Here is an 18,814-nt window from a genome sequence, read left to right on the forward strand (position 1 = left end):
CGTTGAGCCGGTCCGAGCGGCATCGTGATGGGGCAGGGCATCGACGCACTGCCCCATTTGCTTATGGGCCGCGACTGCTCGGGCCTCGTCGCCAGTAGCGCCAGATCATGGCTGCACAACATGCGGCCCAGATGATCGCGACGGCTTGAAGAAATGGGCCGGACCGGGGGACGTACGCCGGGATCGCCCAGAGTGCCTCTGCGCCGATCGCCCCCGCGGCGAGGCCCAGGCCGGTGATCTTGAGACGCGAGACGAACGGGTCCGTCCGTCTGGTCACGTCCAGGAGGAACCTGATCGTGACCAGTCGGATGCAGCCGGCAGCCAGCGCAGCCCCCAGGACGGCCACAGCCAGGGTCGGATGCGACCAGGATCCGCAGCAAGTCGGCAGCACCAGCAACAGGCGGGTGAACCCTGCGATCGCGAGCAGGTTGGCCGTTGCGCGCAAAGCCCACGGCGAACCTGTCCGTTGCACGCGGGAGGGCGCGTCGCTCACTGCGTAGCGTTGCAGGCCCGCGAGTACTTTGCGGCCATTCCGCCGCCAATCGCCCAACCTCCCTACACGGAGATGAAGCTGCCTCCGATGCCGCCAATCGAGGCGCCGATGCCGCTCCAGACCAGGATCGCGTTGGCGCAGGCTGCGCCATCCGCCCTGGCCCGGCCTGCGGGCGAGCCCGCCCACGAATCTCCTCCGTGAACCAGATCAATCTCCGCGCAGCTCAGTTCCTGGAGGCCGGTCGGAGCGGTGTTGGCAAGCAAGGTCATGGTGTTCTCCTGAAGAGTTGGCTCACGTCACAACAGCGTGACGGATTCATTCCATCCCCAGACCGTCATTCGGGGAATGGCCTCAATCAGTGGCCTCGATCAGGGTAAGCGCGGAGGCGGCGGAGTCACCGGGGTCGGGCCTTGCCAATTCGGAAGCACGCATGAAAAAAGGGCAGTGCATCACTGCACTGCCCTTGCACCTTCCGGGAATCAGGGGGTTTCGGGTGTCGCTCAGGAGCAGCCCGGAAGGCGCCGGCGCCGGGGGGAATCGGCGCCGGTCAACCGTGACGGTCGATCAGAACTGGTAGGCCAGGCCCATGCTCAGTCGATCGTCCTTCTTGTTGAAGCCGTTGGCCTGCGGCATGTCGTTGTAGCGGGTGGCTTCGGCGCGCAGCGAGACATTCTTCGTCAGCGCGTAGTCGACGCCCACGCCCAGCTTCAGGCCGGTCTTGTCCTTGTCGCCCAGGCCGTTGCTGAAGTCGCGCTCGGCATAGGCCAGGCCGACCTTGCCGTAGACGCCGAAGCCGGCGCCCAGCGGCGCGCGGGCGATGCCGTCCAGTGCGTACACCTTGTTCTTCGCGGTCACGCCGTCGAAGCTGACCTTGCCCAGGTCGGTGTAGGAGATCTCAGCCGCGAAGTTCTCGTTGAACTTGTAGCCGCCGAAGATGCTGTAGCTGTCCGAGGTGCGCTTCTGCGAGTTGCCGTCCACGCGCTGCGTCGTCTTGCCGACGTCACCACCGATGTAGTACGGGGTCACCGGATCGGCATGCGCCACGCCCACGCCCAGGGTCAGCGCGGCGGCGGCCACGGCCAGCAGGCCGGCCTTCTTGCCGTTGATCGAGGTGCGAGCGTTGTTGTTGTTGCGGTTCATTCGAAACTCCTTCAGAGCTGTTGATCGATGTCGTCCGGGGGTGCCTTGGACAACCGCCAGGCTCGTTCGACATGGAGCTCATTCTGGGAATTCGACCCCGCGCTGTCTGTGGACCGAGTTGGGCGCTTCTGTGACGGTCCTTGACAGCGGCAGTCGACCGGCTTGACGAAGCTTCACGCGGGGCGATCCGCGCCCACGGGCAAGGGCCATCAGACCGCGAAGCACGATGGCATCGGATCAAAACCGGATCGGTCGCGGATCGGAACGGGCCAGATCAGGCCGGATCAGGCCGTCGCGACCGGCCAATGCAGCAGCAGGCGCGCACCGCCCAGCCGCGGCGCTTCGCCCAGCCGCGCGTGTCCACCGTGCGCATGGGCGACGTGACGCACGATCGCCAGGCCAAGGCCGAAGCCGCGCGTCCCGCGCCCCTTGCGCTCGAGCCGCTTGAATGGCTCGAAGGCGGCCTCGCGCAGCGAGGGCGGCACGCCTTCGCCGTCATCGTCGATCGCGAGCCAGAGCTGGCCTGCCTCGACCCACGCGGTCAGCAGGATGCGGCCCGCCGCGTACCGCGCCGCGTTGCGCAGGCCGTTGCGCACCGCGTAGGGCAGCAAGCGCTCGTCGAAAGGCAGCGCGGCGGGCAGGCGCAGATCGGTATCGAGCGCCTTGCCGTCGAGCAGCGGTGCCAGCGACGCCGCCTCCCGCGCCAGCATGTCGCCCAGGTCGCCCTGCACCACATTCGGCTGCAGCGCGCCCATGTCCAGCCGGGCCAGCGTCAAGCTGGCGTCGATCAGCTCGTCGAGCTCGGCGATGTCGCGCTCGCAGGCCATCACCGCCTGCTCGCGCCGGTCACGGTCGTCCTCGTCGACCAGCGCGTCGACCGCGAAGCGCAGCCGCGCCAGCGGCGTGCGCAGCTCATGCGAAACCGCGCCGGTCAATTCGCGCTGCGTCGCCATCGCGGCGGCCAGCCGCTCCAGCATCGCGCGGGTCGCGGCGGCCACCGGCGCGAACAGCCGGCTCTTGAGCGGCGGCAGCTCGGTATCGAGCCGTCCGGCGCTCAGCCGTTCGGCCGCCCGTTGCAGGCCGCGCAGGTCGCGCCACAGCGGCCGCAGCTGCCACCAGGCGATCAGCGCGACCGCCAGCGCGATCACCACCGCCACGCCCAATTGCGCCGCGAGTTCCTTCGGCAGCTCGCCCGCGCGCTTCGAATCCAGGGGCCCGAGCAACAGCAGCTGATCCGGCTCGCCAGGCAAGGCGGCGTAGATGCGGCGGTTGAAGCCGGTCACCAGGACCTCGCCGCGCTCCAGCCGCCGGCGCTGGTCGGCGCTGAGTTGCGCGAGGTCGGTGCGCACCAGCCGGACCGGATAGTCGAACTGCGCGTCGAGCTCACGCACGCGCTCGCGGCGTGCCGGCGGATCGAGCGGCGCCAGGTCGCGCACCAGCAGGTCCACCGTGCCGCGCATGAAGTTGCGCACGTAGTCGTTGGTGACCTCGGACGCCCCGATCAGCACCAGCCCCTCGACGAGCAGGATCAGCGCCAGCACCGCCAGCCCCAGTCCCAGCGCCATCCGCAGCAGCGAGGCGCGCAGCGTCATCGCGGCCATCAGTCGATCGCGAAGAGGTAGCCCTGTCCGCGCACCGTCTTGATCCGCACCGGCGCCTGCGCGTCGTCGCCGATCTTCCTGCGCAGCCGCGAGATGCGTGCGTCGATGGCGCGGTCCAGGCCATCGAACTCCAGCCCCCGCAGGCCCTGCATGATGTCGTCGCGGCTGACCACCTGTCCGGCGCGCTGCGCCAGGAAGTTCAGCAGCTCGTATTCGGCGGTCGTGAGCGCGACCGGCTCGCCATGCAGGCGCAGCTCCCGCGACTGCGGCAGCAGCGTCAGCGGCCCGAAGTGCAGCGCTTCGCCGACCGGATGCGCGGCCGGTAGCGCGTCCCGGCGCAGCAGCGCCTTGAGGCGGGCCAGCAGCACCCGCGGCGCCACCGGCTTGGTGATGTAGTCGTCGGCCCCGCCCTCCAGGCCCAGCACCTGGTCGATGTCGTCGTCGCGCGCGGTCAGCATCACGATGCGGCCGGCAAAGTCACGCCGGGTGTCGCGCAGCACGTCGAAGCCGTCCTTGCCCGGCAGATGTCCGTCCAGCAGCACCAGGTCGAAGGGCTCCTGGCGCATCAGCGCCTCGCCGGCCAATCCGTCGCCGCAGACGGTGACGGCGTAGTTGGCCTTGTGCAGCGCATCGGCGACCAGTTGCGCCAGGCGCTCGTCGTCCTCGATCAGCAGGATGCGCGCGGCGCTCTGAGCAGAAATATCCATGGCCGCGAGCATAGGCGAGGCCCCTTGCCGCCGACTTCAGCCACGCTTAAGCGCGCCCGCCACCGCGTGCGCACGCGCGAGGACCGCCAGGCGCGGCGGTCAGCGGTCAGCGGGCACGTCGAGGCGCCAGCCGGCGGGCGTCCGCACCGCGCGCAAGGTCGGATCGTCCGCCAGCGCGGCCCAGCGCTGCGCCAGGTGATCCAGCGCCTGCGGCGACAGGTCGGTGCGGCTGGCCATCACGCGGTCGACGGTCTCCGGCGTCAGGCAGGCGGTCAGCGCCGCCCGCGCGGGTCCGGTCAAGGCCGCGCGCCAGCGCAGACGCAGCGCGGCGATCTCCTCGGCGTCGCTGCGCTCGATCGGGTCGTGCCAGGTGTAGACCCGCGACAGCCCCTCGTGCGCCTCGGTCTGCTGCTCGCCTTCGTCGGTCATGCCGATGGCCACCAGCACGCGGCCCGAGGGATGGTTCTCCGGCGCCGTCGTGCCCATCAGGTGCCGCATGCCCAGCACCTGGCGGCAGTAGTCGAAGGTGGCGGACGCCGCCTCGCGCGCATAGCCGTGGCCCCAGAAGCGCGCCGGAAAGCCGTAGCCGATGTCCGGATACGGCAAGCCCTCGCGCTGGATCACGCCGGCCAGGCCGAGCAGCTCGCCGTCCTCGAGCCGCTCGACGGCCCAGAAGCCGAAGCCCAGCAGCCAGTAGCGCGCCTCCAGCCGCTCGCGGATCCAGGCGGCGGCCTGCTCGTCGGTGCGCACCTGCGCGTCGTAGATGTGCTCGATCCACGCCGGCTCGTTGAGCAGCCCGCGGACGAAGGCCGCATCCGATTGGCGAAACCACCGCAGCCGCAGCCGCGCCGTCCTCAAGACTTCCATCCGCGCCTCCCAGCGCCCGTGAGCGTCATCGCGACACCGGCGGGCGATCGATACCGAACGGGGCCGCCGGGCAAAAGCGGGACAATACCGCACCCCGCCGGCCCGGTGAGCGCCGACCCGCCCGGCCCCCCGAACGACTTTCTCCCGGACACCTCATGAAATTCATGCAGAAGCTGCAGGCCGCCGAGCGCCTGAACGACTCCCTGCTGTGCGTCGGACTGGACCCCGATCCCGCCAGGTTCCCCGCGCCCTGGAAGGGCGACGCCGGCCGGATCTACGACTTCTGCGCCGCCATCGTCGACGCGACCAAGGACCTGGTCAGCGCGTTCAAGCCGCAGATCGCCTACTTCGCCGCGCATCGCGCCGAGGACCAGCTCGAGCAGCTGATGGCGCACATGAAGCGCAACGCGCCGCATGTGCCGGTGATCCTGGACGCCAAGCGCGGCGACATCGGCGCCACCGCCGAGCAGTACGCCCGCGAGGCCTTCGAGCGCTACCAGGCCGATGCGGTGACGCTGTCGCCGTTCATGGGTCGCGACTCGGTCGAGCCTTACCTGCGCTATCCCGACAAGGGCACCTTCCTGCTGTGCCGCACCTCCAACCCTGGCGGCGACGACTGGCAGATGCAGCGCCTGGCCGACGTGCCGGGCCAGCCGCGGCTGTTCGAGCACCTAGCGGCGATCGCGCAGGGCGAATGGAACACCAACGGCCAGCTCGGCCTGGTGGTCGGCGCGACCTATCCGAAGGAGATCGAGCGGGTGCGCGCGCTGGCACCGACGCTGCCGCTGCTGATCCCGGGCGTCGGCGCCCAGGGCGGCGATGCCGCGGCCACCGTCGCCGCCGGCTGGCGTCGGGACGCCGGCACGGTGATCGTGAATTCCTCCCGGGCGGTGCTGTACGCCTCCGCTGGCGAGGACTTCGCCGCCGCCGCCCGCCGTGTCGCGCTGGCGACACGCGACACCCTGCGCCCCACCGCCGCCGCCTGACCGGCGCCCCGGGGCGCCCGCCAACTAATTGACAGAATCCTCGGGCGCGCGCCGGGAGGCGTGCGTTTCGGGATTTCTCGACGCTTCAGATCGGCCCCTGCTCGCCGAGACTCCGTTACCGGACGTTGCACTCCGAGGCCGCCGCGCGCCGAACCGGCTGACGCGGCCCTCGGCACCGGTCGCCACGAGAGCGGCCGCGCAAGGTCCCCGGACACAACCGTTGGGCAAGGTCGAGTGAGCAAGGATTCCCAGGACGATCTGAGCAGTCTGGTGGGGCAGGAACTGTCGCGCGGCGACAGCCTGCCCGCGACGCTGCAATGGCGCGCCGCGCGGCTGTTCATGGCCGCGTGCGTGCTGCTGTCCGGGTTGGCGGGCCTGCTGCTCCTGGCCAGCGCCGGCGCGGCCGAACCGCTGGGCGGCATGGTGCCGCCGGCGCTCTCGCTGCTGACCACCTTCGCCGCGCTGGCCATGCTGTGGAAGCTGCCCGCCGACCGGGGGCCGGCCGCCACCGTCCTGCTGATGGGCCTGGCCATGGCGACGGCGTTGTCGCTGGCCGTGTCGCGCGAACTGGGGCTGAATGCCGCCAGCCTCGGGATCATGGGGCTGATGGTGGCGCTGGGCACCAGCATGATCGGCCTGGGCGCCGGGCTGTCGCTGTTCGGCCTGGGCCTGGCGGCGCTGGGGGGACTGGCCTCGGCGGAGCTCGGCGGCTGGATCCACGTCGGCAGCGCCCCGGTCGGCCTGACCGCACGGCTGATCACCCAGCTGCTGCTGCTCAGCGCCGGCCTGGTCGTCGGCCTGGGCACCGCCAAGCTGATCCGGCGCGCGATGCAGGAGGTCAACGAGCGCCACTCGCGTTTCCGCCACCTGCTCAACATGGCGGCGGACTGGTACTGGGAGATGGACCGCCAGTTCCGCTTCACCCACCTGGCCGAGCACCACGCCGGCGCGTCCGGCCTGTCGGTCGCCGAGCGGATGGGCCGCGCGCCGTGGGAGATCGAGCACCTGGGCCTGTCCGACGAGGACCTCGACGCGCACCGCGCCGACCTGGAATCGCACCGACCGTTCCGCGGCCTGGTGATGCGCCGCACCTCCGAGGACGGCACGCTGCGCTACGTCTCGATCAGCGGCGAGCCGCGCTTCGACGCCAAGGGCAACTTCCGCGGCTACTGGGGCGTGGGCCGCGACGTCACCGACGAGGTCCAGACCGAGCAGGCCATGGTGGCCACCGAGACGCGCTATCGCGAGCTGTTCCGCCGCTCGCCGTCGCCGCTGGTGCTGCATCGCTGGGGCCGGGTGATGGATGCCAATCCGGCGGCGATGGCGATGTTCGGCTACACCCAGCGCTCGTCGATGATCGGCCAGGACCTGTTCTCGCATTACGAGCCGGGCGACGAGGAACGCGCCCGCCAGCGCGCCGCCAAGATCGAGGCGCTGCCGGTCGGCGCGATGCTGCCGATGACGGAATTCCGGCTGCGGACCCTGTCGCGCCGCCGCCGCCTGGTGCAGGCCACCAGCGTGCGCGTGGACGCGGCCACCGGCCCGGCGACGCTGTCCTTCTTCATCGACCAGACCGAGACCTCGCGCGCGCAGGAGGCGCTGCGGCGCTCCGAGGCGCTGCTGTCGCACCTGTTCGCGACCAGCCCGGACGTCGTCACCCTGACCGAGACCATCAGCGGCCGCTACGTGATGGTCAACAAGACCTTCGAGCTGATGAGCGGCTACACCGCCGACGAGGTGCTGGGCCGCAGCACCGAGGAGATCGGCATCTGGCAGGACATCGCCGATCGCGAGCGGCTGGTCGAGGCGCTCCACCGGCACGGCCGCGTCAGCGACATGCCGGCCACCTTCGTCAACCGGCGCGGGCAGCCGATCCCGATGCTGCTGTCGGCGGCGCCCTTCGTGCTGGACGGGATGTCCTACCTGGTCGTCAACTCGCGCGACGTCAGCGACACCGAGCGCACCCGGCTGGTCCACGCGGCGATCCTGGAGAACGCCTCGATCGGCATCGCGCTGACGCGCGACCAGCGTTTCGTGCAGGCCAACCGGCTGGTGGAGGAGATGTTCGGCTGGCCTGCCGGCGGGCTGATCGGCCAGCCGGGCAGCGTGGTGTGGCCGGGCATGGACGACTACGACGCGGTCGGTCGCGAGCTCGGTCCGCGCCTGGCCGCGGGCGAGCAGGTCGAGGTCGAGCGCCTGATGCGGCGCCGCGATGGCAGCCGCTTCCTGTGCCGGATCCTGGCCCGCGCGGTGGACCCCAACCACCCCAGCCGCGGCGGCACGATCTGGATCATGGAGGACGTCACCGAACGCCGGCGCGTCGAGGCCGCCCTGGCGCAGGCCAAGGACGAGGCGCAGGCGGCCAACCGCGCCAAGAGCGCCTTCCTGGCCAACATCAGCCACGAGATCCGCACGCCGCTCAACGGCCTCGTGGGACTGGCGCGTCTGCTGCAGCAGCCGGACCTGGCCGCCGACACCCGCAGCCACTACCTGGACCAGATGGTGGACAGCGCGGAGAGCCTGTCGGGGCTGATGTCGGACATCCTGGACCTGTCCAAGATCGAGGCTGGCCGGCTGACGCTGGAGACGGTGCCCTTCGCGCTGCGCGACATGCTCGCCACGATGCGCATGGGCTACCTGACGCTGGCGCAGGCGCGCGGGCTCGGCTTCAGCATCGATGTCGACGACGCGGTGCCCGCCTGGGTGATCGGCGATCCGGTCCGCACGCGCCAGATCCTGAGCAATTACCTGAGCAACGCGCTGAAGTTCACCGAGCAGGGCAGCGTCGCGGTGCGCGTGCGCCGGCTGGACGAGCGGCGGCTGCGCATCGAGGTCAGCGACACCGGGCCCGGCATCGCCGAGGCGATGCACGAGCGCCTGTTCCAGCCCTTCACCCAGGCCGACGAATCGACCACCCGCCGCTACGGCGGCACGGGGCTGGGCCTGTCGATCTGCCGGGAGCTGGCCACGCTGATGGGCGGCCAGGTCGGCGTGGAGAGCCAGCCGGGCGCCGGAGCGACCTTCTGGGCCGAGCTGCCGCTGCCCGCCGCGCCCGCCCCGATGAGCGCCCAGCGCCGCGCGCCGGCGGACGATGCAGAGCTCGCCGGGCGCCGCATCCTGATGGTCGAGGACAACCCGGTGAACATGATGATCGCCGTGGCGATGCTGGAGCAGTGGGGCGCGGAGGTCTCGCAGGCCAGCGACGGCAGCCAGGCGGTGGAGGCGGTCACCGCCGCCGCCAGCATGGGCAAGCCCTTCGACGCGGTGCTGATGGATGTGCAGATGCCGGTCATGAGCGGCCACGAGGCCACCCGCCAGCTGCGCCAGCGCTACGACCAGACGCAGCTGCCGATCGTCGCGCTGACCGCCGCGGCGCTGGTGCAGGAGCGCGACGAGGCGCTCGGCGCCGGGATGAACGAGTTCCTCACCAAGCCCATCGACGCCCAGCGGCTGCGGCAGGTGCTGGTGAGGCTGACGGCGGGGTGACAGCGCTTCCTGGGAGCGTTGCGCGTCCGCAGCGAGCATGCGCAGTCGATCGATGTCGACATGCGCGCGCAGCTGGCGCAGCGCCTGATCGAGGAGCACGGCGATGCGCAAGGCGCTGCAGACGCGCTCTGGACGCTCGCGCCTGCTGGCCGTCGTTCGGGCGCGACTGCGCGACTTCGACCGAGCGCGCGATGGGTCTCGCCAGCGCTCACCGCAGACTGAGCGTCCCGCCCCGCCAATCCGCCGCCTGCCAGCGCTGAAAGGCGCCCAGCATCGCCGCATCGCCGGCCTGGCGCTTCGTCTCCAGCGTGTCCAGGTCGACCAGCTCGTAGCTGCGCTTGTAGCGACCCTCGGCGCGCGATTCGCGGGCGACCAGCGCTTCCTTGCCGCCGGGCACCCAGCCGGCGAATTCCGCGTAGCCCAGGCCCGGCTGCGCCGCTACCGGCGGCAGCACCGTCACCCGCCACCCCTGCGGCGCGCGGCGCAGCAGCCAGAGCTCGCGCCATCCGTCCATCGGCATCGACGCGATCGCGATCGCGTTGCCCTCGCGGTTGATCCGCGCCGACGCCGTCATCAGCAGGCCCCAGCCGCAGTGGCGCAGCAGTGCGGCGCTCCCCTCGCGCGCGCCATTGAGCGTCAGCGTCAGGCAGGTCTCGCCCGCCGGCCCGGCCGCCGTCGACAGCCTGAAGCCGCCGATCGACTGCTCCGACGGCCCCGCCGGCAGCGCCAGCCAACGCATCGCGTTGCCCCGCATCGCGGCGTCGTTGTAGGACGGCTGGTCGTCGTCCGACAGCTCGGCGGGCACCACCCGCGCGAATGCCTCGAGCGCGCGGCGCGCGGCCGCCGAGGCGGCGTCCACCTGCAGTTGAGCCGGCACGGACACGCGACGGGCGCGGAGGAAGGCCAGGCTGCTCCACACGCCGGTCTGCCGCATCAGCACGCGATTGCGCCAGAACGTCGCCAGCAGCGGATCGCCCAGGTCCACCTTGTCCAGGACATCCGCGCGCCACTGGTCCATCGGCTCGCGCTGCGCCGGCGTCGCCGCGGGATCCAGGCAGTCGGTCCGCGTGAGCGCCAGGGCGGCGCGCGCCTTCTGCTCCGGGGTGGCCGCCGCCATCGCCAGCACGCGGCGGAAGGCCTCGCCGTCGTAGCAGAGCTGCATCGCCCCGCCCTCGCGCTCCAGCGTGCGGAAGCGCAGGCCGTAGCGCGCGGCCACGTCGAGCTGCGCGGCGACTTGCGTGTCGGCGCTGGTGAGGGCGCCGTCCGGCCGTGGCGTCGCGCGGGACGCACGCTCGGCCAGCCGCTCGGCGAGCGAACCCATCGCGTCGAGCGCCTCCGCGCCTTCCGGACCGTTGATCCGGGCCACGCTGGCGGCCTGCACATAGGCCGCGGCCAGGCCCAGCCCCAGCGCCTCCATGCCCGGTTGCTGGCGCACCACCCGCAGCGCGGCAAGCAGCGATTCGGGCTGCGCGGCGGACCCGCTGAGCGGCAGCAGGGCGCTCTTGCGCACGAAGCCGCCCCGCTCGCGGCGGTAGTCGTAGACCTGGAAGTGGTCGGGGCGCTCGCCGCGGATCTCGAGCGCCTCGCCGCGCCACAGCTGCGCCTGCGCGGGCGCCGAGTCCTTCGCCGCCGCGCGCATCGCGACGTTGTCCTGCACGACGATTGCCGTGCGCGGCGCGAGGTCATCGGGGCCGGCGCGCTTGATCGGCGGCTTCGGTGCGGCGTCGTCGGTCGCGCCGGCCGCGGGCGTGGCCGCGTCGGCCGGATGCACGCACAGCAGCTGGACCACGGCGGCGGCGATGGCGGCGGCCATCACGAGCTTCATGCGGCTCATGGCATGTCCCTTCATGGCGTTCGATGCGGTCATCTCGGGCTTCGCGCTCATTGCGCGCCCTGTTCCTGGGTGGGCTCCTGCTTCGTGCCCAGCAGCGTCTTGCCGATGAAGCCGCCATCGGCCGGCGGCGGCGCGATGATCACCTGCACCTTGTCGGACAGCTTGTCGGCCATCGCCTTCTGGATCAGCAGCGGATGACGGCTCAGCAGCGCTCCCTCGGCGGCCATCTGGTCGACCGCCACCTTGCCGATGCGCGTCTGGCGGTACGCCTCGGCATCGGCCAGCTTCTCCCGGGCCTTGGCCTCGCCGTCCGCCTCGATGCCACGCGCCTGCGCATTGCCCTCGGCCATGCGGACCCGCGCGACGCGCTCCGCCTCGGCTTCCAGCTGACGCTGCTCGACCTGGCGCTGCTTGAACGGCAGCACATGCTTCATCGCCTCCTCCTGCCCCTTGGCGGCGATGACCTGCTCCCGGGCCGCCGCCTCGGCGGCGGTCTCGCGGCGGACCTTCTCGGCCGCCGCCTCCAGCTCGGTCTGCTTGACCTGCTTCTCCTTGAGCTCCAGCGTGTAGCGCATCTTCTCGCTGGCCAAGCCCTCGGCCAGCAGGTTCTCCAGCCCTTCGCGGTACTCGTGCGGCAGGTCCACGTTGCCAATCTCCAGCCCGCGCAGCACGATGCCGTCGGCCGCCAGCTTGCGGCGCAGCTCGCCCTCCAGCGCCGCCTGGATCGGACCGCGCTGCGTCGAGAAGATTTCGCGCACCGTGTGCGTGGCGATCTGGCGATAGACGATGCCCTGCAGCGCCGGGGCGATCACGTCGCCCTCGATGTCGTCGGGCAGCGTCGCCGCCAGCTGCGGCAGGCGGGTCGGGTCGACGGTCCAGCGCACCGTCAGGTCCAGGCCCAACGACAGCCCCTCGAGCGACTGCAGCGGCGCCTCGCCGTCGGCGCGGGCGAATCGGGTCGGGTGGTAGCTGCGATCGCGCACCGGCAGGTCGCGGACATCATGCAGGCCAGGCAGCTTCAGCACGGAGCCCGAGCGGGCCTCGGTGATGCCTCCTGTCAGCGTGTTGACGCGCAGCGTGACAGCGCCCCGCGGCACCTCGTGCACCGGCGGATGCGCCACCAGCAACGCCACCGCGCCGGCCGCGGCCGTCAGGCCGGCCAACCAGGGCAGCGCCCGCACGAGACCCACACCGGCGCGTCGGCCGAAGCCGCCGGCTCCGGTCGATCTCCCGACGCCAGCGCCTGCGCCCTCGGTGTCGGTGGCAGGGCCGGCATCGGCGCGGCCGGAAAAGCCGGGCAGCCGAGCCTTCAGCCGCGCGGCGGCGTCGCGGATCGATTGCAGGCGGTCGTTCATGAGGTCCTCCGGGGTGCCCGCTCACGGGCTGTTGGGATGTCGCTCATGGTCCGGAGCCGGGCCGGAAGCCTCAATGCGGCCGGCGGCCGGTCCCTTCACGGTCCGGAAGAAACCCTCACACGCCTGGCGCGCGACGGCGTGCCGCGCTGTCCATAATCCGGCGCCATGGTCACCCCCAGGAACAAGGTCGCCGTCATCGAGGACGACCGCCCCACCAGCGAGCAACTGGCCGGCTGGATCCGCGCCGCGCGGCCCGAGCTGCAGGTCGATCAGTGGTTCGACCGCGACGCCGCCGAGGCGGCGCTGGCCCGCGAGCGCTACGAGATGGTCGTGCTCGACATCGAGCTGGGCCGCGAGCGCAACGCCGGCATCGCGCTGATCAACGAGATCAACAAGCTCAACGCGGGCACGCCGGTGCTGGTGGTGTCGGCGATGCCGGCCGCGATCTACCGCGGGATCATGAAGGCGCTCGATGCCTGGGACTACCTGCAGAAGACCAGCTTCGACGAGGCCGAATTCATCGACACCTTCCTCGACATCCTGCGCGCCGCCCGCGCCCGCGAGCCCGCCGCGCCGACCCCGGCCGCGCCCGAGGCGCTGCAGCTCGATCCGCTGTGGCAGCGCAGCCCCCTGTGGAAAGGCCAGCGCATCAACCTGCCGCTGACCGCGCAGCGCATCCTCGCGACGCTGTACCAGCGCGCACCGCAGGTCGTCTCTTACGAGGACCTCTACGACGTGGTCAAGAGCGGCCGCACCCGGGACAACGTTCGCAAGCACGTCTCCACGCTGCGCGAGGCGCTCAAGGAAGTCGACCCGGCCTTCGACGCCATCGAGAACGTGCCGATGCGCGGCTTCCGCTGGTCGGGGCCCCGATGAGCGCCGCACGGCGCCTTGCATCGGAGCTCCGGGCCCAGGGCCCCGCTGAGGTTGCGGCGCGGACGCCGACCCGGGCGATGACAGCGATGGCGGCAGTGGCGGCAGTGGCGGCGCGGAGCATCACCCGATGAAGCTCGGCCCCGTCGAGCTGCCGGCGCTGGCGGTACCGCGCCTGGGCCTGGCGGCCTTCCGCCGGCGGGCGGTCGTGCATCTGGCCTTCCTGCTGCTGGCGTTGGCCACGGTGGGCCTGGTGCTCACGGTGCTGATCGACCAGAAGCAGCGCGCCTACCAACGCTATGCCCAGGGCTTCCGGCAGTCCCTGGCGGAGATCGTGCTGACGCTGCGCCATCCCAACGGCCAGCTCGCGCTGCTGAACCCGACTATGAGCGTCGGCGACCGCGATGGCCAGGCGCCGGTGCTGCTGCCGTTCTCGGCCATCGACTTCGACGACCAGAACAAGGCGCAGCGGGCGGTCGAGATGGCCGGTTGCGGCCTGCGCTGGCCCGACGGCGCGAGCCTGTGCGCCGCCGTCGGCGCCAACGCCTACGCGGGCGGCTTCCTCTACCTGGTCGGCAGCCTGGAAAGCGGCCCGCTGGTGGGCCGCTCCCATGGCGCGCTTGACCTGGACGGCGTGCATCGCGCGCGGGTGACGCTGAAGCTGCGCGGCCAGACGCAGACCTGGATCGCGCCCTTCGAGGGCGCCGCTGCGGCCGACGGCACGCAGCGCGGGCGCCTGACCGGCTTCCTCGGCACCGGGCCGCAGCTGCCCGGCAAGGCGCGGCCGGTGCGGGAGTTCCGCGGCTGGCTCTGGCGCGAGGGACCGTGCAGCGATGGCGGCAGTGGCCCGGACTGCGCGCGCCGCGCGTTCTACTCGATCCGGCTGCCGGTGGAGGCCTTCCAGGACGCCCTGTTCGACGCCGCCGGACAGCGCGCCCGGCCGGTGTGGCCGCCGGCCGACCTCGACCAGGCGCGCGTGCGCGTCGAGCTGCTTGGCCCCGCCGAGCCGGCAAGGAGCGCGATGGTCGCCTCGGCCACGTCCGCCGCAGAGGCCGCAGCGGCCGACAGGTCACCGGATGGCGCATCGCGCGCCGAGGGGCCGGTGCTGTTCGACAGCGCGCGGCCGGGCGCGTCGCTGGCGTAGTCGCTGGACCGCATTGGCGCGTCGCTGCAGCCCGGGGAGACGCTGCGCATCGAGCGACTGGGCAAGCAGGCCGGGACGATCGCCGAGCGCCGCGGGCCGGAGCTGCCCGAGCGCGCACTGCCCTGGCTGGTCCATGTGATGCGCCGCCTGCCGGTGCAGGGCGGCGTCCTGGGCGTCGGCGCCGACCGCGCCACGGCGGAGATCCGCTGGCTGACGGCCTCGGACGAGGTGGCCACGCCCAGCGGCCGCTACCGGCTGGACCTGCATGGCGACCTGCGCAGCCTGGACCGGCAGCTGGCATTGGAGGCGCGACCGCTGGCCTGGCTGGCGGCCGCGATGCTGGCAGCGGTCGCGGTGGCCTGGCTGATGGTGGAACTGGGCCTGATCCGCGGCATCGCGGTGCTGACCAAGCGGGCGGCGGCGGTCTCCTACAACATGCAGGACGTCCGCGCGGACCAGCGCATCGGCGATCTGGACGTGGCCGACCTGCGCGGTCGCGACGAGCTCGGCATCCTGGCCGGCAGTCTGGCCGACGCGCTCAGCCGGGTGAAGGACGGCCTGCGTCGTGAGCAGCTGCGTGCCGAGCGGGAGCGCGAGATGTGGCACGCGGTCGGCCACGAGATCATGTCGCCGCTGCAGTCGCTGATGGTGCTGCACGGCGCGCCGGACGACGCCAGCCACCGTTACGTGCAGCGGATGCAGCAGGCGGTGAAGGTGCTCTACGGCAGCGCTCCGCCCAGCGAGGCGCTGGCCTCGGCCGACCTGCATCCGCAGGCGCTCGACCTGGCCGCCTTCTGCCGGGAGATCGCCGCCAACGCGCATTACGCGGGCATCGACGGCGTCACCTTCTCCACCGCCCTGCCCGAGCCGCTGCCGGTGAGGGCCGAGGCCTATGCGCTGGAGGACGCCGTCACCCATGTGCTGCGCAACGCGGACCGCTACCGGCCCGAGGGCACGCCCATTGCCCTCACGCTGGAGGCCGGGGAACCCGGCGTGGTGCTGCTGCGCATCCACAACCAGGGACCGCCGATCGACACGGCGATGCTGGAGACGATCTTCGAATACGGCGTGTCCGACACCGCGCCGCAGGCCGCCGGGGAACGTCGCGGGCAGGGTCTGTTCGTCGCCAGGACCTACCTCGCGAAGATGAATGGCAGCATCCGGGCATTCAATGTGCCGGAAGGCGTGGTGTTCGAGATGAGCCTGCAGGAGTTCCCATGCCGATGAATCCCCATTACGCGCTGACCGAGCCGATCCGCGACGCCGTCGACACGCTGTCCAAGGAGCATCCGCTGCTGCTGGAGTTCGGCGCCTCGTGGTGCCCGATCTGCGAGGCCGCGCAGCCCTTGCTGGTGGAAGCCTTCGGCGGCGGCCACGAGCGCGTCCAGCACATCAAGGTCGAGGACGGCAAGGGGCAGCCGCTCGGGCGTTCCTTCAAGGTCAAGCTCTGGCCGACGCTGATCTTCATGCGCGACGGCCAGGAGGTGGAGCGGCTGGTCAGGCCCACGAACGCCGCGGACATTCGGGCCGCGCTGGCGCGCATCGACGGCCCCTGACGGACAATCGCGGCCCATGACCCAAGCCCATGTGCTGATCCCCAAGGACGGATCGCCCGACCTGCTGTTCGTGTTGCTGCACGGTGCCGGCGCCGATGCCGAGCAGATGCGCCCGCTCGCCGAGGCGCTGCATCGCCAGTACCCGCGCGCCGCGCTGGTGTTGCCGGAGGGCTTCGAGCCCTTCGATGCGATTCCGGGCGGCGGCGCGGGGTTCCAGTGGTATTCCGAGCAGGGCGACGATGCGGCCAAGGCCGAGCGGTTGAGCGAGGCGGTGCCGGAGCTGATCGCGCTGGTGCGCCGCTGGGCGGAGAAGCTCGAGATGAGCTGGGAGCGCGTCGCGCTGGGCGGGTTCTCGCAGGGCGCGATCCTGGCGCTGGAAGCGCTGCAGCAGGAGGAGCAGTTGGCCGGTCGGGTGCTGGCCTTCGGCGGCGCCTATGCCTACTGGCCGCAGCATGCGCCCAAGGATGTGTCGATCCACCTGCTCCACGGCAAGGACGACGCGGAGCTGCCGTATCCGGCCCTGCTGAATGCCGCGCGTGAGCTGATGGCGCTGGGCGCCGACATCACCGCCGACGTGCTGCCCAAGGTGGGCCATGAGCTGCATCCGGAGCTCATCGAGCGGGCGATGGAGCAGCTCAGGACCTTCATCCCCGCGCGGCTGTGGCGCGAGGCGGTGCTGGCCGCCGCCGAGCAGGAAAAGAACGAACCCAAGCACTGACCGCCGCGCGCGAGGGGGCCACTCGTCGTTGCAAATGCTCGCCATAGCCCCGCTATGGCTGTGCTTTGCGCCTAGATTGGCCCCCCTCGCACGCGGCGGTCTGGCAGAAGTCAATCGAGCGTGACTTCGGTCCTGACCGTTCCGGCGCGATCGGCCCAGGCCACCAGGCTGAGCCGTGTGCCCTGCGGCGCGCGCACCACCCATTCGCCATAGGCGCGATCACCGGTGATGTCCCGCTCCGGCAGGAACGCGAGCTGCGTCTGCTTCGGCGCATGGCCTTCCAGCTGCGGCCCTTCCATCCGCGGCTTGCCGCTGATGAGCCCCACTTCCGGATCCACCGGCAGGAAGATCTCGAACATCACCCCGCGGGTCTGCTTGCGCGCCAGCGCCTGCTTGGTCACATAGGCCGGCAGCCAGCCGCTGTTGCCCACCGCCATCCGCACCCGCCAAGTGTCCGGGCCGAGCGCCCGCACCTCGGTCCTCAGCAGCTCCAGCTTCGGCAGGCTCAACGCGATCTGGTTCATCCACGCCGGGAAGCGGGCCGCCTCGCGCTCGCGCAGGTGAGGCGGCGGGTTGCGCCAGAAGTTCATCTTGTCCCAGCCGCCGATCTCCACCGGCCCCAGCTGCGGATGCATGAACGAAGTCCATTCGACATGCGCCTGACCACCGCAGTGCTCGTCGCTCCACTTCAGCAGCTGGAGGTCGTCCTCGACCGGATGGTCGCGGAACCAGTCGATCCACTTGTAGCCGGTGATGCCCGCCTCCTTGTTGGGCGACCACAGCTCCACCACCCAGAACAGCGCGCCCAGGTGCTCGTAGACCCAGTCCTGCGTGCCGGTGATGACTTCCTTGGGGTGGTACTTGAACTCATGCCAGATGCTCACCGCCGGATAACCGGTGTGCTGCTCGCCGAGCTTGGAGAAGCGCTGGTAGGCCCACAGGTCCTCGGGCGCCATCTCCTCGTCGCTGCGGGTGCCGCAGGGCCGCAGGATCACGCCGCTGTGGGTGTGGAAGCTGATCGCCGCGCCGATGTTGGGATGACCGACCATGAAGTCGACCATCGCGCGCACCTCCGGCTCGCTGGTCGGATAGGGGCCGGCGCCGACCTGCTCGAACTCCTGGCGCCAGCCGGCCGGGAAGTTGCGGTTCAGGTCCAGGCCCTCGCTGTCGCGATTGACCTTGATCGTCAGGCCGTCGTGGTTGATGACCAGGCCTTCGGGCATCAGGCGGTAGTACTCGCCGCCGAATTCACCGGGCTGGCGCGCGACCATCAGGCGCGGGTCGCCGGGATGCTTCTTGTAGCCGCCGTGCGGGTCCGGGACCCGCATCGTGAGGATGCGGCCGTCGCCGTCGATGTCCTCGACGCTCAGGCCCTCGACCGCTTCCTCGTCGAACGGATACGGGCGGGTGGAGGAGCGGATGTGGCGCGGCCGGTCGGCCAGCGCCAGTTCGGCGCCATCGGGGTTCAGCCGCGGGACCATGTAGATCGTGCGCGTGTCCAGCAGGTGGGTCACCTGCGCATCGCTGCCGTACTTGCTCAGCAGGTCGTGCAGGTAGTACAGGCAGGTGGTGCAGGCGGTCAGCTCGGCGGCGTGGATGTTGCCGTCCAGCCAGAAGGCGGGCTTTTCGACATCGATGCCGGTGGCGGTGTTGGTCAGGATGACGACCCAGATCTCGCGCCCCTCGAAGCTCTTGCCGATCGAGCGCACCGACACCAGGTTGGGACAGGCCTCCGCATAGCTGAACAGGAGCCGGGTGAGCGCCTCGTAGCGCGGGAACTCGTCGAAGCGCGGGCTCGGCAGCGTCGGCGTCGACGCCGGCGCGGCGGCGGGCGGGAGAGCGGTCATGGGCGTCCCAGGGGCGGTGGCGGTGCGGCCGATTTTGCATGCCCAGCCCCCGGCGACCGAGAGGCCTCTCCACCCCGCGACAGCGCGTTTACCCTGAGAACGGTTAAATTGCGGCCCTTGGGCGCGCCGGTCGATGGCGACGGGCGCGGACCGCACGACATGAACGACGAGGCCGTCCGCGAGGGCGCCGAGGTGACTGCTGGAGAG

General features: G+C 71.3%; 16 protein-coding genes. 7 read left to right on the plus strand and 9 right to left on the minus strand.

Annotated elements, in window-relative coordinates; translation table 11 throughout:
* Positions 1-61 precede the first annotated feature (61 nt).
* The 6 genes from CS062_RS02560 to CS062_RS02585 all read right to left on the minus strand — a co-directional run bounded on the left by CS062_RS02560 (position 62) and on the right by CS062_RS02585 (position 4,808).
* On the minus strand, positions 62-493 hold the full coding sequence (locus CS062_RS02560; protein WP_143742231.1) for a hypothetical protein: 432 nt from the start codon (positions 491-493) through the stop codon (positions 62-64).
* A 62-nt stretch (positions 494-555) separates the two neighbouring features.
* The gene (locus tag CS062_RS02565) at positions 556-762 is read right to left on the minus strand and encodes a hypothetical protein (RefSeq protein WP_099859898.1); all 207 of its coding nucleotides are present in this window, start codon (positions 760-762) and stop codon (positions 556-558) included.
* Between the two features lie 295 nt (positions 763-1,057).
* On the minus strand, positions 1,058-1,633 hold the full coding sequence (locus CS062_RS02570; protein WP_099859899.1) for an outer membrane beta-barrel protein: 576 nt from the start codon (positions 1,631-1,633) through the stop codon (positions 1,058-1,060).
* Positions 1,634-1,917: 284 nt separating this feature from the next.
* A complete protein-coding gene (locus CS062_RS02575; protein WP_099859900.1) occupies positions 1,918-3,234 on the minus strand; it encodes an ATP-binding protein in 1,317 nt (438 codons plus the stop codon).
* Positions 3,234-3,941 (minus strand): winged helix-turn-helix domain-containing protein, encoded by a 708-nt coding sequence (locus CS062_RS02580; RefSeq protein ID WP_099859976.1) that lies wholly within the window; start codon positions 3,939-3,941, stop codon positions 3,234-3,236. The genes CS062_RS02575 and CS062_RS02580 overlap by 1 nt, the downstream gene beginning before the upstream one ends.
* A 99-nt stretch (positions 3,942-4,040) precedes the next feature.
* Positions 4,041-4,808, minus strand: coding sequence for a GNAT family N-acetyltransferase (locus CS062_RS02585; RefSeq protein ID WP_099859901.1), 768 nt, complete (start codon positions 4,806-4,808; stop codon positions 4,041-4,043).
* 155 nt (positions 4,809-4,963) lie between these two features.
* Here CS062_RS02585 and pyrF point away from each other — a divergent pair, with 155 nt between their 5' ends.
* Together pyrF and CS062_RS02595 are read left to right on the plus strand one after the other, a co-directional pair.
* A complete protein-coding gene (gene pyrF, locus CS062_RS02590; RefSeq protein ID WP_099859902.1) occupies positions 4,964-5,794 on the plus strand; it encodes an orotidine-5'-phosphate decarboxylase in 831 nt (276 codons plus the stop codon).
* A 234-nt stretch (positions 5,795-6,028) separates the two neighbouring features.
* Complete coding sequence (locus tag CS062_RS02595; RefSeq protein WP_099859903.1) at positions 6,029-9,280, plus strand: PAS domain-containing hybrid sensor histidine kinase/response regulator; 3,252 nt, start codon at positions 6,029-6,031, stop codon at positions 9,278-9,280.
* A 208-nt stretch (positions 9,281-9,488) separates the two neighbouring features.
* Here the strand turns inward: CS062_RS02595 and CS062_RS02605 are convergent, their stop codons facing one another.
* Together CS062_RS02605 and CS062_RS02610 are read right to left on the minus strand one after the other, a co-directional pair.
* A complete protein-coding gene (locus CS062_RS02605) occupies positions 9,489-11,114 on the minus strand; it encodes a hypothetical protein (protein ID WP_233217878.1) in 1,626 nt (541 codons plus the stop codon).
* Between the two features lie 47 nt (positions 11,115-11,161).
* A complete protein-coding gene (locus tag CS062_RS02610) occupies positions 11,162-12,469 on the minus strand; it encodes an SPFH domain-containing protein (protein WP_099859905.1) in 1,308 nt (435 codons plus the stop codon).
* A 165-nt stretch (positions 12,470-12,634) separates the two neighbouring features.
* On the opposite strand from CS062_RS02610, the gene CS062_RS02615 reads away from it, so the two are divergent.
* The 5 genes from CS062_RS02615 to ypfH all read left to right on the plus strand — a co-directional run bounded on the left by CS062_RS02615 (position 12,635) and on the right by ypfH (position 16,760).
* Positions 12,635-13,345: a response regulator gene (locus CS062_RS02615; protein ID WP_099859906.1), complete on the plus strand. Its 711-nt coding sequence runs from the start codon at positions 12,635-12,637 to the stop codon at positions 13,343-13,345.
* A 127-nt stretch (positions 13,346-13,472) separates the two neighbouring features.
* A complete protein-coding gene (locus CS062_RS27350) occupies positions 13,473-14,486 on the plus strand; it encodes a hypothetical protein (RefSeq protein ID WP_368372843.1) in 1,014 nt (337 codons plus the stop codon).
* A 138-nt stretch (positions 14,487-14,624) separates the two neighbouring features.
* On the plus strand, positions 14,625-15,713 hold the full coding sequence (locus CS062_RS27355; RefSeq protein ID WP_368372844.1) for a sensor histidine kinase: 1,089 nt from the start codon (positions 14,625-14,627) through the stop codon (positions 15,711-15,713).
* On the plus strand, positions 15,704-16,042 hold the full coding sequence (locus CS062_RS02625; protein WP_099859907.1) for a thioredoxin family protein: 339 nt from the start codon (positions 15,704-15,706) through the stop codon (positions 16,040-16,042). The genes CS062_RS27355 and CS062_RS02625 overlap by 10 nt, the downstream gene beginning before the upstream one ends.
* 16 nt (positions 16,043-16,058) lie before the next feature.
* Positions 16,059-16,760, plus strand: coding sequence for an esterase (gene ypfH / locus CS062_RS02630; protein ID WP_099859908.1), 702 nt, complete (start codon positions 16,059-16,061; stop codon positions 16,758-16,760).
* 110 nt (positions 16,761-16,870) lie between these two features.
* On the opposite strand, the gene CS062_RS02635 is transcribed toward ypfH, so the two are convergent.
* A complete protein-coding gene (locus CS062_RS02635) occupies positions 16,871-18,607 on the minus strand; it encodes a M14 family metallopeptidase (protein ID WP_099859909.1) in 1,737 nt (578 codons plus the stop codon).
* Positions 18,608-18,814: the final 207 nt, after the last annotated feature.

Origin of the sequence: Roseateles chitinivorans (assembly GCF_002761755.1) — a bacterium.
Taxonomy (GTDB): domain Bacteria; phylum Pseudomonadota; class Gammaproteobacteria; order Burkholderiales; family Burkholderiaceae_C; genus Roseateles; species Roseateles chitinivorans.

Excerpts from the sequence above, each read along its gene's own strand:
- CS062_RS02565 (WP_099859898.1), bottom strand. The coding sequence starts at position 762 with ATGACCTTGCTTGCCAACACCGCTCCGACCGGCCTCCAGGAACTGAGC.
- CS062_RS02570 (WP_099859899.1), bottom strand. The coding sequence starts at position 1,633 with ATGAACCGCAACAACAACAACGCTCGCACCTCGATCAACGGCAAGAAG.
- CS062_RS02575 (WP_099859900.1), bottom strand. The coding sequence starts at position 3,234 with ATGGCCGCGATGACGCTGCGCGCCTCGCTGCTGCGGATGGCGCTGGGA.
- CS062_RS02580 (WP_099859976.1), bottom strand. The coding sequence starts at position 3,941 with ATGGATATTTCTGCTCAGAGCGCCGCGCGCATCCTGCTGATCGAGGAC.
- CS062_RS02585 (WP_099859901.1), bottom strand. The coding sequence starts at position 4,808 with ATGGAAGTCTTGAGGACGGCGCGGCTGCGGCTGCGGTGGTTTCGCCAA.
- pyrF (WP_099859902.1), top strand. The coding sequence starts at position 4,964 with ATGAAATTCATGCAGAAGCTGCAGGCCGCCGAGCGCCTGAACGACTCC.
- CS062_RS02605 (WP_233217878.1), bottom strand. The coding sequence starts at position 11,114 with ATGAGCCGCATGAAGCTCGTGATGGCCGCCGCCATCGCCGCCGCCGTG.
- CS062_RS02610 (WP_099859905.1), bottom strand. The coding sequence starts at position 12,469 with ATGAACGACCGCCTGCAATCGATCCGCGACGCCGCCGCGCGGCTGAAG.
- CS062_RS02615 (WP_099859906.1), top strand. The coding sequence starts at position 12,635 with ATGGTCACCCCCAGGAACAAGGTCGCCGTCATCGAGGACGACCGCCCC.
- CS062_RS27350 (WP_368372843.1), top strand. The coding sequence starts at position 13,473 with ATGAAGCTCGGCCCCGTCGAGCTGCCGGCGCTGGCGGTACCGCGCCTG.
- CS062_RS27355 (WP_368372844.1), top strand. The coding sequence starts at position 14,625 with ATGCGCCGCCTGCCGGTGCAGGGCGGCGTCCTGGGCGTCGGCGCCGAC.
- CS062_RS02625 (WP_099859907.1), top strand. The coding sequence starts at position 15,704 with ATGCCGATGAATCCCCATTACGCGCTGACCGAGCCGATCCGCGACGCC.
- ypfH (WP_099859908.1), top strand. The coding sequence starts at position 16,059 with ATGACCCAAGCCCATGTGCTGATCCCCAAGGACGGATCGCCCGACCTG.
- CS062_RS02635 (WP_099859909.1), bottom strand. The coding sequence starts at position 18,607 with ATGACCGCTCTCCCGCCCGCCGCCGCGCCGGCGTCGACGCCGACGCTG.